The sequence below is a fragment of the Salinivibrio sp. AR640 genome, from assembly GCF_001995405.1.
Lineage (GTDB): Bacteria > Pseudomonadota > Gammaproteobacteria > Enterobacterales > Vibrionaceae > Salinivibrio > Salinivibrio costicola.
This window is the reverse complement of the sequence record NZ_MUFD01000029.1, coordinates 1-14707: the sequence shown is the minus strand read 5'-3', so window position 1 is coordinate 14707 and position 14707 is coordinate 1. Positions and strand designations below refer to the sequence as shown.

Annotated in this window: 16 protein-coding genes, 1 rRNA gene and 1 riboswitch; of the genes, 14 read left to right on the top strand and 3 right to left on the bottom strand. The window is 51.3% G+C overall.

Annotated features, from left to right (window positions below):
• Genes gspH through cysQ form a run of 9 tightly spaced genes read left to right on the top strand, consistent with a single transcriptional unit; the run spans window position 1 to window position 6424 of the window.
• The gene (gspH, locus tag BZG75_RS13095) at window positions 1-549 is read left to right on the top strand and encodes a type II secretion system minor pseudopilin GspH (protein WP_158009991.1); all 549 of its coding nucleotides are present in this window, start codon (window positions 1-3) and stop codon (window positions 547-549) included.
• Complete coding sequence (gene gspI / locus BZG75_RS13090; protein ID WP_021022563.1) at window positions 549-926, top strand: type II secretion system minor pseudopilin GspI; 378 nt, start codon at window positions 549-551, stop codon at window positions 924-926. Before gspH ends, gspI begins: the two co-directional genes overlap by 1 nt.
• Window positions 910-1548, top strand: a complete 639-nt coding sequence (gene gspJ / locus BZG75_RS13085) for a type II secretion system minor pseudopilin GspJ (RefSeq protein ID WP_021022562.1) — start codon at window positions 910-912, stop codon at window positions 1546-1548. Before gspI ends, gspJ begins: the two co-directional genes overlap by 17 nt.
• Window positions 1545-2549 carry a type II secretion system minor pseudopilin GspK gene (gene gspK, locus BZG75_RS13080; protein ID WP_077577220.1) on the top strand — a complete coding sequence of 335 codons (1005 nt, stop codon included), beginning with the start codon at window positions 1545-1547 and terminating at the stop codon, window positions 2547-2549. Before gspJ ends, gspK begins: the two co-directional genes overlap by 4 nt.
• On the top strand, window positions 2518-3771 hold the full coding sequence (gene gspL, locus BZG75_RS13075) for a type II secretion system protein GspL (protein WP_158009990.1): 1254 nt from the start codon (window positions 2518-2520) through the stop codon (window positions 3769-3771). The genes gspK and gspL overlap by 32 nt, the downstream gene beginning before the upstream one ends.
• Window positions 3768-4262, top strand: a complete 495-nt coding sequence (gene gspM, locus BZG75_RS13070; protein WP_077577218.1) for a type II secretion system protein GspM — start codon at window positions 3768-3770, stop codon at window positions 4260-4262. The genes gspL and gspM overlap by 4 nt, the downstream gene beginning before the upstream one ends.
• A 4-nt stretch (window positions 4263-4266) precedes the next feature.
• Complete coding sequence (locus tag BZG75_RS13065) at window positions 4267-5013, top strand: type II secretion system protein N (RefSeq protein ID WP_077577217.1); 747 nt, start codon at window positions 4267-4269, stop codon at window positions 5011-5013.
• A gap of 43 nt (window positions 5014-5056) precedes the next feature.
• On the top strand, window positions 5057-5611 hold the full coding sequence (gene nudE / locus BZG75_RS13060; protein WP_077461661.1) for an ADP compounds hydrolase NudE: 555 nt from the start codon (window positions 5057-5059) through the stop codon (window positions 5609-5611).
• 3 nt (window positions 5612-5614) lie between these two features.
• Window positions 5615-6424 (top strand): 3'(2'),5'-bisphosphate nucleotidase CysQ, encoded by an 810-nt coding sequence (gene cysQ, locus BZG75_RS13055; RefSeq protein ID WP_077577216.1) that lies wholly within the window; start codon window positions 5615-5617, stop codon window positions 6422-6424.
• A 76-nt stretch (window positions 6425-6500) separates the two neighbouring features.
• Here the strand turns inward: cysQ and sthA are convergent, their stop codons facing one another.
• Window positions 6501-7919 carry a Si-specific NAD(P)(+) transhydrogenase gene (gene sthA, locus BZG75_RS13050; RefSeq protein ID WP_021022555.1) on the bottom strand — a complete coding sequence of 473 codons (1419 nt, stop codon included), beginning with the start codon at window positions 7917-7919 and terminating at the stop codon, window positions 6501-6503.
• Between the two features lie 185 nt (window positions 7920-8104).
• On the opposite strand from sthA, the gene fabR reads away from it, so the two are divergent.
• Complete coding sequence (fabR, locus tag BZG75_RS13045) at window positions 8105-8740, top strand: HTH-type transcriptional repressor FabR (RefSeq protein ID WP_028569605.1); 636 nt, start codon at window positions 8105-8107, stop codon at window positions 8738-8740.
• A 12-nt stretch (window positions 8741-8752) separates the two neighbouring features.
• The gene (locus tag BZG75_RS13040) at window positions 8753-9136 is read left to right on the top strand and encodes a YijD family membrane protein (RefSeq protein WP_021022553.1); all 384 of its coding nucleotides are present in this window, start codon (window positions 8753-8755) and stop codon (window positions 9134-9136) included.
• A 73-nt stretch (window positions 9137-9209) separates the two neighbouring features.
• On the opposite strand, the gene trmA is transcribed toward BZG75_RS13040, so the two are convergent.
• Entirely contained in the window at window positions 9210-10313 is a 1104-nt protein-coding gene (gene trmA / locus BZG75_RS13035; protein WP_077461657.1) for a tRNA (uridine(54)-C5)-methyltransferase TrmA, read from the bottom strand.
• 122 nt (window positions 10314-10435) lie between these two features.
• Window positions 10436-10662, top strand: a riboswitch (cobalamin riboswitch).
• Window positions 10663-10694: 32 nt separating this feature from the next.
• Between trmA and BZG75_RS13030 the strand changes: the two genes are divergently transcribed.
• A complete protein-coding gene (locus BZG75_RS13030; RefSeq protein WP_077577215.1) occupies window positions 10695-12509 on the top strand; it encodes a TonB-dependent receptor domain-containing protein in 1815 nt (604 codons plus the stop codon).
• A gap of 80 nt (window positions 12510-12589) precedes the next feature.
• Window positions 12590-13411, top strand: a complete 822-nt coding sequence (gene murI, locus BZG75_RS13025) for a glutamate racemase (RefSeq protein ID WP_077577214.1) — start codon at window positions 12590-12592, stop codon at window positions 13409-13411.
• Here murI and BZG75_RS13020 read toward each other — a convergent pair.
• The gene (locus BZG75_RS13020; protein WP_077577232.1) at window positions 13365-13847 is read right to left on the bottom strand and encodes an RNA-binding protein; all 483 of its coding nucleotides are present in this window, start codon (window positions 13845-13847) and stop codon (window positions 13365-13367) included. The genes murI and BZG75_RS13020 overlap by 47 nt on opposite strands.
• Before the next feature lie 730 nt (window positions 13848-14577).
• On the opposite strand from BZG75_RS13020, the gene BZG75_RS13015 reads away from it, so the two are divergent.
• Window positions 14578-14707: ribosomal RNA gene (locus tag BZG75_RS13015) — 16S ribosomal RNA — on the top strand; the annotation flags it as partial.

Below are 14707 nucleotides of genomic sequence, written 5' to 3'. Positions count from 1 at the left end.
ATGCGCCAAGCGGCAGGTTTTACCCTCCTTGAGATCTTACTGGTGGTGGTCATTATCGCTGTCAGTGCCTCTGGTGTGGTGATGGTGTTGCCAGAGCCTGCCGATACCCGCGCGCAAGAAGCGGGGCAAGCGTTACACCAGCGGATGAAGCTATGGGCCGAGCAAAGCTGGCTCGAGGGGCGAACGTATGGCGTGCGCATCAATGAGCATGATTATCAGCTGTTAACATTGGGGGAAGACAAGTGGCGTCCCGTGCGCAGTGAACGCTGGGCAACCCAAGGGACCTTGCCAGCGCAAAGCCGGTTTTCTCTCACCATGGACGGCTTTGGTTGGCAGCAACAAGACCGCTTGTTCGAAGATAAGCCTCTGTTTGAGAACCTGTTTGATGACGAGGGTGAACAGCCCGTGGCCCCACCACAGATCTGGTTATTGCCCAATGGTGAACTCACCCCTTTTACCTTACGAATCGACGTAGATGGCCGGGCCGCTTGGCAGCTTAAAGCCAATGAGCTGGCACAGTTTACTTGGCAACGGGTGGAGGACCGCTGATGCATGGCAAGACGCCAAGCCCCCAAAAGGGCATGACTTTGCTTGAGGTATTGGTGGCGGTGGCCATTTTTGCTATTGCCGCGCTCAGTGTCATGAAGGCGACGGGCCAGCATACCCGTTCGCTAGGGCGTTTAGAGCAAAAAACCTTAGCGGCCATGGTGGCGGATAACCAACTTGCTGAAGTCGTGCTCAGGGCTGACGTGCCAGAAAAGGCGACGCAAGGGACCACTGAGATGGCCGGTCAGCAATGGCAATGGCAACTTACGCCGGTGGCGACCGAAACCGGCCAACTGCGAGCGGTGGATCTGTCGGTGTCGGCCGCTGAGCAGAGCGATAACCCATTGGTGACCGTGAGGACGTATGTCGAGACGCGCTGAAAAGGGATTTACGTTACTTGAAGTCTTGTTGGCGTTGGTGGTATTTGCCAGTATCAGCCTGACGGCTTATCAAGTGCTACAAACCGTACAACGCAGCAATGTGCAATCGCGTGAAGTCGGCGAAACCTTGCAGCGGTTGCAACGTGCGTTAGTGATCATGGACAGTGACTTTCGTCAAATGGCCGCGCGTCGTCAGCGTATCGACGGTCAAACACCGACCGAGCGACTGCTGATTGCCGGACGCGATGTTCTCCAAAGTGAACAAATGGGTATACGTTTTACGCGTACCGGTTGGATTAACCCGCAAGCGCGTTTTCCTCGCGGTGAAGTCGTCGCGGTTGGCTACCGACAACGGGACGGTCACTTAGAGCGCCTGCGTTGGCGCTATCCGGATCAGGCCGCAGGTGATGAGCCAGCGGTGGCGACCTTGCTCAGTGATATCAAAGCGCTCACGTTTCGATTTTACGTGGAAGGCAATTGGCAAGAAAGCTATAACACGGCCCATGCTTTGCCCAAAGCGGTGCAAGTACGCTTTACTCATCCGCGTTACGGGCGGTTAGTCCGGACGTATTTGCTGGCGGGGCAAACGTTACCCGCGCCGCTGCAGCGGGAGGCACAATGACCCGACAGCGAGGCGCGGCGCTTCTTATCGTGATGATGATCATGGCGCTGATGACAGCGATTGCTGGCAGCATGGCGTCACGATTGTTTACCAATTACTATCGGGCGGAAAACCAGCTCCATTTTCAGCAAGTGTACTGGTACAGCAACGCGGTGGAAGCCCTTGCCTCTGCGGTATTACGCGAAAGTTTATCGGACAGTGATACGGTGAATGTAAACCAGGACTGGGCCCAGTCTGCGCGGACATTTCCGCTTCAAGGTGGCAAAGTTAGTGGTTACTTACAAGATGCACAAGCCTGCTTTAACTTAAATAGTTTGCAGTTGCGAGGCGTAGCGTTAGGCGGCGAGGTGCCGTATGAAGTGCGCGTACTGCGTGCTTTAATCGGTAGCCAGGTCGACGATAGTTATCAAGCCGATGTGATTGCGCAAGCGAGTCGCGATTATATTGATGAAAATAATCAGCTTGATCAATCGTTAGGCGCGGAAGATGCTCACTACGAGAGTGTCCGTCCCGCTTACGTGACGGCTGATGCCGTGATTGCCGATGTCAGTGAGTGGCGCGCTGTTCGTGGAGTCAACGCTGAGGTCTTTCGTCAGTTATCACCGCAGCTGTGTGCGATTCCCTCTGCGGAGCTGATGGTGAACGTGAACACGTTAATGGACAAACAGGCTGCATTGCTATCGGCGTTGTTTACCCCGGCCCTGTCAGTTGAACAGGCAGAACAGGTACTGACCGAGCGCCCTGATTCGGGTTGGAAAAGTGTCGACGATTTTATCGCTACCCTGACGCTTACTGATTTTGATGAGGCGGCGCGCAAGCAAGTGATGTCGCATTTAAGCGTGACAAGCCATTACTTTTTATTACACGCCGATGTGCACGTGGCCTCAGCCCAACGTCACATCCAGGCATTATTGCACTATCAAGACGACGGCCAAGTATCGGTTTTACGCCGTCGGTTCGGAGGAATGCGTGAGCGAGCGACTGATAATCAGGATCAGTGATGCCAGCCAACCCATTTATTGGGCGCAGGTGCGTACCAGCGATAACCAAGTGATGACGACCGGCACCTGTCAGCAGTTGTCAGCATTAACAGAACAAGCACAGACAAGACGTGTGGTCGTGCTGGTGGACAGTACCTGGCTGACGCTCACTTCGGTGACGTTACCGCCTGGCTCGCGCCGGCAACGAGACAAAGTCGTGCCCTATTTACTGGAAGAAGCATTAGCCGATGAGGTTGAGGCGGTGCATGTCACCCTGCTCGACACCCAAGAAAACACCGCTCAGGTCGCGGTGGTAGCTCATCGGCAGATGCAAGCTTGGCAGCAGGCCCTTGATGCGGCCAATATCCATGCTCGCCAGTGGATCCCGGATGTGTTGTGTTTACCTTGGCAGCCTCAAACGTTGACGCTAGCGCCACTGGCCGATCAGTGGTTGTGCCGCTATCAACCCCATCAAGGTGTGGTTGGGCAGCGCGCATGGCTTGCCTTCTGGGCGCAAGCTTGGTGGCAACAGCCGGGCAATCAAACCGAGGGAGCGCGCGCGGCAGGCACCGAGTCATCGACACTCAGCCTGCAGGTGTATGGCGCGCAAGACGCACACACCGAGTCGCCTTTGCCCATCGATGGCTTCCCGGTGCAGTGGCAGCAAAGTGAACCAACTATCAGTATGTTGGCCGCACAGAGTACCTCGGTGTCTGCCAATTTATTATCCGGCCCTTATCGGCCGCAAAGCCAGATGAAACAGCGATTCAAGCCGCTGATCCCCACCGCCGCGCTATTGGTGATGGTGATGGCGTTGTTGGGCGGCGAGCAATGGCTGGCACTTCGTGACACTCAGCAACAGGTGCAAGTGTTACGCTCGCAAAGCGAAGCCTTGTTTCGTGAGACGTTACCACAATACCAACGCATTCCAACCCGCTCGTATATGGTGCGGCAAATGGACGCTGAAATTGCCCGCCTAGCCGGGCAGCAACAGGATTCCGCGCTACTGCCTTGGTTGGCACAATTAGCGCCAATGCTGGATGATGTGCCTGGCCTGGAGCTCCAGGCGCTGCGTTATCAGGGTAATCGAGACGCGTTGATTTTACGCGCCAAAGGTCGAGACTTTGCGCAATTTGAGCGTTTGCGAGGAATATTGAGCGAGCATTATGCGACTGAGCTCGGCCAGCTGAACCGTAGTGGCGACGCAGTCAGTGGCGAGTTTACGTTAAGGAGCCCATCATGATGGCACGCATTCAAGCCCAGTGGCAGGCGATCAGTGTGCGCGAGCAGCGATTATTACTGATCGCAGGTGGCGTGCTGGTCGTTAGTCTTTTGTACTGGGGAGTTATCGTTCCGCTTCAAACTCAGGCCGAAAAGGCCAATACCGCGCTAGCCAGCGAGCAGCACCTGTTGCGAGACGTTCAACAAAAGCGCACCCAAATCATGCAGCTGCGGGCGCAGTCAGGAAGCGGTCATCAAGCCTCTGCAAGCCGTACACAGCCATTAAACCAAGTCATCGCGGCCAGTGCTGGGGAATTTAACCTCACGATTACGCGCTTACAACCGGGTGAAGATAGCGTGCAGCTTGGGATTGAACCGCTGCCGTTTAACCAACTCCTCCGCTGGTTAGATCAACTGGCGAGTGTACATGGTATTCGCGTGGTGCGTTTAAGCACGGAAGCCACAGAGACGGCCGGCAAAGTTAAGGTGAATCGACTGCAGTTGGAGCGATAAAACAATGTGGAAAAAAGGCTTATTCGGCATAGGGTGTGTGCTTGTCTTTGTGGTCAGTGTTGTGGTGCATGCGCCTGCATCTTTATTACGCCTAGCGCCTTTGCCCGATGCGATACAAATCGGTGAAATCGACGGCACGGTTTGGCACGGGCAAGTCGAACAAATACGGTGGCAAAATTATACCCTAGGGCCGGTGCAATGGGATGTGCAGTGGCATCGTTTAGTCACCGGCGCGACGTTTGAAGCGGCCATTCAGGTACGTAGCCCTGACGGGTTGCGAGGAAAAGGGAACCTTGGTTTTAACGGCTCGACACTGACGGTGTCACAAACGTTGGTGTCTGCGCCCGCGCAGCTATTAACAGGCGCTATCGCACTGCCCCCGGGCGTTGCGATTGATGGCACACTCGATCTGGTGCTGCGCGATGCCATCTTGGCTGAATCAGGGTGTCAGCAATTGCAAGGGCAAATCCAATGGCAGCATGCAGCATTGCAACTGCCGATGGGGCAGCTAGAAAATATTCCTGCGCAAGCCGCTTTATCCTGCGAAAATCAAGGTATTGCCGCGCACGGTGAGGGGCAGTCGGCGTCTTTAAGCAATAAGTTTTCATTGTCAATTACGCCGTCTGGGCGATACTCTGTATCGGGATGGCTAAAGCCGGGGCCTGACTATCCCGAGCCGATGAAGGCGCCATTATCTTGGTTAGGCGCGCCAGATCAACAAGGCCGCTATCGCTTTTCTTTTCGCGGCTAACAAGGCCTGATTGGCATATCAGCAAAGGGTGGCAAATCACACTATGACGCAGCGTAAACTTCCTCAAATCCTGTCGAAACAGGTCGTCGCCGCTTCTCGTTTGTTTAAGGTGGAGTCGTTAGCGCTCACGTTTAGCAATGGCGTTGAACGTACCTATGAGCGGATGAAACCCTCAGGCCGTAATGCGGTAATGATGGTGCCGGTTACCGAGTCAGGCGATCTCTTATTAGTCCGAGAATATGCTGCTGGGACAGAGCGCTATGAATTGGGATTCCCGAAAGGCTTAATTGACCCGGGTGAAGAGGCCGCGCAAGCGGCGGTGCGTGAGCTGAAAGAAGAAATTGGCCAGGGCGCGCGCGAATTGATCCCGTTGAAAGAGGTGGTCCTCGCGCCTTCGTACTTTTCCAGCCGTATGACCTTGATGTTGGCACGTGATTTGTATCCAGAAAGCTTGGAAGGTGATGAACCCGAACCGCTTGAGATCATTCGCTGGCCGTTAGCCCAAGCGGAAGAGTTACTGACCCATGGTGATTTCTGTGAAGCGCGCAGTATTACCGCACTGATGATGGCGCTGAAGTACTTACAAGCGGAGAGGTGAGGCATGGCATTGCCTGAGTTGTTGCCCGATGTGATTGAAATAACCCGCTCAGCGGGCCAGGTTATTCTCGATATTTATCAAGACGGTGATTTTGAAGAGATCACCAAAAGTGATCAAACGCCGGTGACCAGCGCCGATTTAGCTGCCCACAAGCTGATTACGGAAAAACTCACTGCGTTGACGCCGGAGATTCCGGTATTGTCGGAAGAAGATTGCGGTGTGCCCTTCAGTGATCGCCAACAATGGCAGCGCTATTGGCTGATTGATCCACTGGATGGTACCCAAGAATTTATCGCTGGCAGTGGCGATTTTGCCACTATTATTGCGCTGGTGGAAAACAACCATCCGGTGATGGGCGTGGTCTATGCGCCTGTATCGGGTGTGACCTATTATGCGTGCCAAGATAAAGGGGCGTGGAAAATCACCCCTGATGGCGATATGCATCGCATCTCGACCATGAAGCGCGACGAAGCGATTACCTCGTTATCCATTGCGATCAGTCGTCGACAAGATATTCATGCGGTGACGGAAAAACTAGCGCCTGAAATTAATTACGATTTGATCCCTTTGGGCTCAGCCGCACTGAAAGCCTGTTTAGTGGCGGAAGGGGCGGTAGATTGTTATCTGCGTTTAGGACCGACCGGTGAGTGGGACACCGCCGCGACGCAATGCATCGTCGAGCAAGCAGGTGGACGGATCCTCAGCACAGAGCTTGACCCTTTGTCGTATAACGAGCGGGATTCACTGCAAAATCCAAACTTTATTGTTCTTGGTGATGAGTCGCTAGCGTGGTCATCTATTTTACGTCGCTAGAGACACCGCAGGTGTTTGATAATACAGTCAACGGCACCGCTCTCAGTGCCGTTTTGCATGGATAAGAACAAAGCCGCTAGAACAAGCGATTGAGCCCATTAAGCGCCGCCACCCGATAGGCTTCCGCCATGGTGGGATAATTGAAGGTGGTGTTGACAAAATAATCGATGGTATTTGCCTCACCTTTTTGCTCGAAAATCGCTTGGCCAATGTGAATGATTTCCGAGGCACGTTCACCAAAGCAATGGATGCCAAGGATCTCGCGTGTTTCACGGTGAAACAGTATCTTTAAGCTACCGACATCCATCCCTGCAATTTGTGCTCGTGCTAGGTGTTTAAAAAGCGATCGGCCTACTTCGTAAGGGACTTTTTCTGCAGTGAGCTCCTGCTCGGTTTTCCCCACTGAACTGATCTCCGGAATGGTATAGATCCCAGTTGGAATATGTTCAATCAGGCGCACATTGGCATTGCCTTGGCAGATGGCTTCAGCCACCACACGGCCTTGGTCGTAGGCAGCACTCGCTAAACTTGGATAACCAATGACATCACCGACCGCGTAGATGTGACCGACCTCAGTGGCATAGCTTTCGCTATCGACATCAAGTTGACCGCGAGAATTCGGTGTCAGCCCGACGGATTGAAGATTAAGTTTGTCGGTATTGCCCGCGCGTCCGTTGGCATAGAGCAAACAATCGGCTTTCATTTTTTTGCCTGACTCAAGATGGACGACCACCCCATCTTCCGTGCCTTCAATGTTTGCATAGGTCTCATCGTTACGGATCATGACGCCGCTACTGCCAAAGTGATAGGACAAGGCATCAGAGATTTCGTTATCCAAAAAGGAGAGCAAGCGGTCTCGTGTATTGATTAAATCGACCTTCACCCCTAACCCGCGAAAAATCGAGGCATATTCACTGCCAATGACCCCCGCACCATAAATGATGACATGACGAGGGTCGTGCTCAAGCGACAAAATTGAATCACTGTCGTAAATACGAGGGTGAGCAAAATCAACATCTGCCGGTTGATAAGGGCGAGAGCCGGTGGCTATCACAAAGTGATCAGCCGTGTAGGTATCAGCGCTGCCATCACTATGATGAACCGCTAATGTGTGTGCATCAATAAATGTGGCACTCCCATGTAACAAGGTACATTGGTTGCGGTCGTAAAAGCCTTGGCGCATGCGCGTTTGTTTGCCAATCACTGAATCGGCATGACTTAGAATTTGTGCAAACGTGCTGTGTAGGCTTTTGGTGTTTTGGGTATAAATCGGACTTTGATTAAATTCGATGATCCGGCTAACCGTGTGGCGCAGCGCTTTGGAGGGAATCGTGCCCCAATGGGTACATCCGCCGCCAACCGTGTTTTCGCGCTCAATCACCGCGACGCGTTTGCCCGCTTTTGACAAACCCATCGCGGCCCCTTCACCGCCAGGGCCGCTACCAATAACGATCGCGTCAAAGTGATCTTTTGGGTGGGGACTCGACTTGCTCATAGGGCTCAGACCTTATTTTCATTATTGCAACATCCATTTATGACTAGTTTAACGCTTATTATCCGTAAGGTTAACTTTCGGTGCCCAATCTCTGGTGAAATTGGCGTTCGCGCGTGATGTAGGCTGGCTGATTTGCCGATAAAAATTGCGTATAGTGACACCATGGTGACCATGAGTTGGATATGATGGGGATTCGAGCAGAACAAAAAGAAAAAACGCGTCGATCTGTCATTGATGCGGCGTTTAGCCAACTCAGTGCTGAGCGCAGTTTCTCAGGCTTAAGTTTGCGCGAAGTGGCCCGAGAGGCAGGTATAGCGCCGACTTCGTTTTATCGTCACTTCAAAGACATGGATGAGCTCGGTTTAACCATGGTCGATGAAGGGGGCTTGTTATTGCGCCAACTGATGCGCCAAGCGCGTCAACGTATCGCTGCGGAAGGCAGTGTGGTACGTACTTCCGTCGAAACCTTTATGGAATTTATTGAAAGTAGTCCGAATGTGTTTCGATTGTTGCTCCGTGAACGGTCAGGTACATCCGCTGCGTTTCGTGCTGCAGTCGCGCGAGAAATCCAACATTTTGTTGCGGAGTTAACCGAGTATTTACAATCGCGCACACAGCTCACGTATGAAGAAGCGTACAATCAATCTGAGGCGTGTGTGATTTTAGTCTTCAATATGGGGGCAGAGGCCCTTGATCTCGACCCGCACGCACGCGCAGAATTGGCGGAGCGAATGGTGTTACAATTGCGCATGATAGCCAAGGGAGCTTACTGGTACCGTAAAGACCGTGAGCGGCGAGCCTTACAGGAAAAACTGTCATAAACAGGTGAAAACATGGAACACGAGCAAGTCAAATCAGAACGTAAATTCTTATTGCTGGCGCTAGTCACTGGCATTTGTGGAAGTGCAACGCTAGCCACCGTCTTTTTCAGTGGCGTGGCGTTTTCGATCTTCCCCATTCTCGCATTTGTACTGGCCGTACATGCTTGTTATCAATTGCATGAACGACAGCCACTGACAGAAGGCACACCGCTGATTGCCTTTGCGTGTTTCCTGGTGGGGGCATTTGGCTATTCCGCCTTTATTCGCATGCAAATACCAGAGCTGGGCGGTAACTTCTTCTCGATCTTGGTCTCAATGGCGTTAGCTTTCTGGATTGGGCATAAGTTGGGCTTTTTCAGTCGCAAACAGACTGCAGAGACGGCCTCTGATTCCTAATCACCAGGGCTAAAAACAAAAAAAAGGCGTCCCTTTCGCGAGCGACGCTTTTTTGTTTCTGGCTTTAGTGGTTTTATAGGCGCTCTAACCACACACCCGCTTCGGTATGGTGAGTGAACGGGAATTGATCGAACAGGGCACAACGACTAATCCGGTGGGTTTGGCCTAAGCGTTGTAAATTCTCGACCAAGGTTTCCGGATTGCATGAAATATACAAAATACGATCGTAGCCTTGCACCATTTTGCAGGTTTCATCATCCATGCCCGCGCGGGGTGGATCGACAAAAATGGTGTTGCACTGATAATCACTCAGCGTCACGCCTTGGTCTTGTAAGCGACGGAACTCACGCTCACCATTAATCGCTTGGGTAAACTCTTCGGCTGACATACGAACGATTTGCACGTTATCGATATGATTGGCGGCAATATTGTATTGCGCCGATTGTACCGAGGGCTTGGCAAGCTCGGTGGCTAAGACTCGACGGAAGTTTTTTGCCAGCGCCAGTGAGAAGTTGCCGTTACCGCAATACAGTTCCAGCAAATCGCCCTCGCTATCTCGGGTACAATCAATCGCCCAATCCAGCATTTTTTGCGCCACTGGGCCATTGGGCTGGGTAAAACTGTTTTCAATTTGCTGGTACACCAAGGTTTGGCCATCAGCCTGTACCTTTTCTAGTACGTAATCGCGGTCTAGTACTTTTTTTTGCTTACGCGCACGGCCAATCAAGTTGAGGTTAAAGCCTTCATCATTGAGGCGTTGCTTCAGTGCTTGGGCGGCCTGCTCCCACGCTTCATCTAGTTGGCGGTGGTACAGTAACGACACCAAGATCTCGCCACTTTGGGTTGACAAAAAGTCCACTTGGAACAGTTTGCGGCGCAAGGTCTCGTTGGGTTTAATTGCTTCGAGTAAGAGCGGCATCAAGTCGTTGATTAAGCGGCTCGCCACGGGAAAGGTATCAACGCGATATTTTTGTTTAGTCGCCGGGTCAAACATGATGTAGTAAAGATCATCCCCCTCATGCCATACCCGAAATTCCGCGCGCATCCGATAATGCGTCTCTGGCGAATGAAACACTTCGAGCTCAGGCGCGTGAAACGGTGCGAGTTGTTCCGTGAGTCGTTGGACTTTCTCAGCAAGCTGTGTGTCGTAGTCAACGGTTGATTGGGCCTTGGTCATGATGGCTGCCTCAGCGATTGGAAAATGAGCGCAGATTTTAGACAAATCCCCAGCTATGTCCAGCCTTGCTCACGATTCTCCGTTATTCTATAAGGTTATCAATGGACAATATCCATCTAGATGGCTACTATCCTTGGGCGGGTAAGCGATTAGCGAGCAAACAGGCCGTAATCGCAGGAATGCGGTGAGAATCCGCAACTGACGCGCAGCGGTATCAGAGAACGACCCTAACTCGGCACTAGGCCAGACACTGTCGCCAATTCTTTGGATAGGTGATGGGAAGTCGTTAGCAGTAGGCGGCGCAAGCCATGCTCTTAAGTCCGAATACAGCCCGCCCCGCAGCACAGTGCTGCATATTCTCGCGATAGGAAGGAATAACCCATGAACAAACCAATTGTGGCGAGCCTGGTGGCGGCGTCATTACTCCCCGCGAGCGCGTGGGCCGAGCAAAATACCGAAACGGTGGTGGTGACCGCCAGTCGGTTTGCGCAGTCCGATGCCTCAGTATTGCAATCCGCAGCCATTTTGACACGTCAAGACATTGCGCGCTTGCAGGCGCGAAGCCTTGTCGATGTATTGCGCTCGGTGCCGAGTATTGAAATTGCTCAAAACGGAGGTCGTGGACAAATTGCCTCTATTTTTATGCGCGGCACGGAATCAGACCACTCTTTGGTCCTAATTGATGGGGTGCGTATGGCCTCGTCCATCACAGGGTCGGTGGATTTTAATCAGATCCCGGTGAACAGTATCGAGCGTATTGAGGTTATTCGTGGCGCACGCGCCACACTCTATGGGTCGAGCGCGATCGGTGGTGTGATCAATATCATCACTAAAACCGATAAAGAGCGAGCCAATGTTTCCGTAACCATGGGCAGTTTGGATCATCATGCGATTAACGGCGCTTGGGCAACAAAGTTAGGCGATAAGGGTCACTTCTCAGGCATTGCTGGGTATGAGTCGAATGATGGATATAATGTTCACCCAAAGGCGAGTAACCGTGGAGACCAGCATGGCTTTACTGGTCGCAATACACAACTTGGATACAATTATCAATGGAACGCTGCTTGGTCGGCTGATATCACGGGGCGCTGGTACCAGAATGAGTACGATTACGATAATTTTGGTAGCTTAAAACATGGCTGGTTAGAAAGCCAAGCACTGGCCAGCACGCTGAATTATCGCTCTGATGCCTGGAGTGCAACACTCAGCGCAGAAATCTCCCAACAAGAAAACTATGACTACAGCCTTGGCAGTGACCGTAAAAACAATAAAACTTCAGATGTTGAGCAAGTCACTACCTCGTTGGGACTCCAGTATCAAGCCACGAATGATTGGCTGCTTGGCGGTGGTGTGGATTATCGACAAGACACCTTTAATGAAGGAAGCTTGATTACCAACCCCAATGATATTGCAATCAATCCGCGTGATAACCTGGGCACTTACCTTTTAACGCAATTTAGCCCAGTAGAGGCACTATCTATTGAGGCAAGCGCACGTTCGGACGATAACGAACAATACGGGCAGCATACGACTTGGCAGACAAGCGCGGGTTTTGCGATAGAGGAAGGGTATCAATTGGTCGCTAGCTACGGCACCGCTTTTAAGGCACCCGGTCTGACTGAGCTTTACGGATGGGGCGGCAATGCAACGCTCAAGCCGGAGGAATCGTCCAATACCGAGTTTGCTCTTCGTGGCGTGACGGCTGACGTTGATTGGTCACTTACAGGCTATATCAATCGCATTGATAATCTCATTCAGTATGCAGGTAGTTACCCCAATGGTCAGAACCAAAACGTGGGTGAAGCTAAGATCGAAGGCGTTGAGTTTATTGCTAACTTTGATGTCCACTCTTTAAATAATCGCATATCGTTAGAATATAAAGATCCTAAAAATGAGAAAACAGGCGAGCAGCTCGCACGTCGCGCTAAACGGATAGCGAAGTGGGATGCATCCTACCAATGGGAGCGACTGCAGCTCGGTACTCAGTGGCAGTATCAAAGTGAACGTCTGGATTATCCCGATGGAAAGATGCTGGGAAGCTATAGTCTGTGGACGGTTACTGCCTCTTATCAGGCGACCGATAACCTGACCGTGAAAGGCAAAGTCGATAATGTGTTCGATAAAGAGTACGAGACTGCGGGGGGTTATCCTGCGGCCGAACGCGGCTACTTTATGACGCTGGACTATCAGTACTAGCGTTTGCTTTTATGGTGAAACTAGCTTTAATCACGCCTTTATCGTTATGATAAGGGCGTTTTTTATTGAATGGGTGTCCCATGGCGCAGCCCAATATATTGATCTTCGACTCCGGTGTGGGGGGCTTATCGATTTATCAGTCGGTGCGAGAGCTGCTTCCTGACGCTAACTACACCTATTTGTTCGATAACGCAGCTTTCCCATACGGTGAGCTGGACGATACCCAACTCATCACTCGTGTGACTGCTTTGGTGAGTGCGGTATGTATGCAGCATGATATTGATATCGTCGTCATCGCATGTAATACCGCCTCGACGCTGGTACTGCCGCAGTTACGTGAACAGTTAGCGATTCCGGTTGTCGGCGTGGTGCCGGCGATCAAACCGGCAGCGGCGCAAAGTCAGCATAAAACGATAGGTTTGCTGGCCACACCTGCCACCGTTGCTCGTCCTTATACGAAGCAGTTGATTGCCGATTACGCCAAAGGCTGTCATATGGTGTCGGTAGGTACTACAGCTTTGGTGCATATGGCAGAGCGAAAGTTACGAGGCGAGGCCGTTAATCAAGAGGACTTAACGGCAATCTTAGCGCCGTTTACAGCCACCATCGATACGTTGGTGCTGGGATGTACGCATTTCCCCTTATTGCGAAATGAAATCCAACAAGTATTGGGTGAGTCAGTGTGTTTGATTGATTCAGGCACTGCAATCGCGCGCCGCATCGTCTCACTGACGGCGACACTGAACTTATCCAGTGTTACCGCGACAACATCAGACAATCACGCTTACGCAACGGCAACACCGATTAAGGCTGACGCGCTATCCGACTATATACAGTCGATAGGATTGACGCGCGTTAGCTATTCGCCTGCTTTTTTGGTTCGTTCGCTTCACGGACTTTAAGTGTCCGCTCACCGTATACATTGTTATTCAGGGCGTTGATGGCATCCTCGGCATGCGCAGCGGCCATCACCACGAAACCAAAGCCTCGACGTTTGCCGGTGCGTTTATCCTTCATCAGCCGAACGGCAAAAACCTCGCCATGTTCGCTAAACAGTGTACGGACATCATTTTCATTGGCGCGATAAGGTAGGTTACCCACATACAAGGTTTTACTCTGAGGTGATTCTTCCTCGTCGTTGTTCACGCTATGTGGTGCAGGGGCATCCTGTGCCGCTGGTTTAAAATCGGGGAGAGGAAGGTAGAGGCAAGACAGTCCGCTGACGATTGCGCCTGCAGCGAATGCAATGGCAGGTGAACTGACCCCCATCAGGTTGACGATAATGGCGCCGAGTACGGCGATACAGATAATTAGTGCAAAATTGACTGGTGATTTCATAAGCATTATTAAAAATAGAGCAATTAAAAGTGATGACATGAACAACAAATAGGCAATGCATGTCATGAAAAGGACCAAGAAAACAGGCCAGCGTTATCTCTCAGTAAATACCACGTATCAAGAATGTTTCAAAACGCTGGTTATTCATCATTTTAGGTGGATTCTTGCCCAGTCGAAATAAAAAACGTAAAAAACCCTTGTCAGTGTGATCTGTGTCGCTATACTACGCCCCACATCGACACGGCACACAGGGCAAGCGCTCAGCGCCATGTAGAAGTAAAAAATCAAATAAAAATAAACGCTTGACGTGAGTTTTTAAAAGATTAAGATAGCCGTCCACTTAACGCCAAGCGTTAGGGGAGTCAAAAAGAGGTTTTGTTTCGGCCCTAAGGGTTGAAAATAAAAAATAAAATTTCTTCTTGACTTTAACGGTAAGGCGCGTAAGATACGCAGCCCTGACCAAGCGAAGCGCAGCTTCGCACAGTCAACGCTCTTTAACAATTTGACCTATGCAATCTGTGTGGGCACTCGTTGAGAATAGACAAAAAGATTTATTCGATGAACTGAGTGACCAATTCATGTTGGTACAGCCTTGAGCTGTTTTGATTTCACTTTTTTAAAAGTGGATGCCAACAAGAGCACAGTCAATTCGTTTATCTCGAAAGAGACGAACAAAACAGTATTTATCGAGCCGTTTGTCTTTTCTTTGGAAAAGCAAACACCAAAACTTTAATTGAAGAGTTTGATCATGGCTCAGATTGAACGCTGGCGGCAGGCCTAACACATGCAAGTCGAGCGGAAACGGCAGTATTGAAGCTTCGGTGGATTTACTGGACGTCGAGCGGCGGACGGGTGAGTAA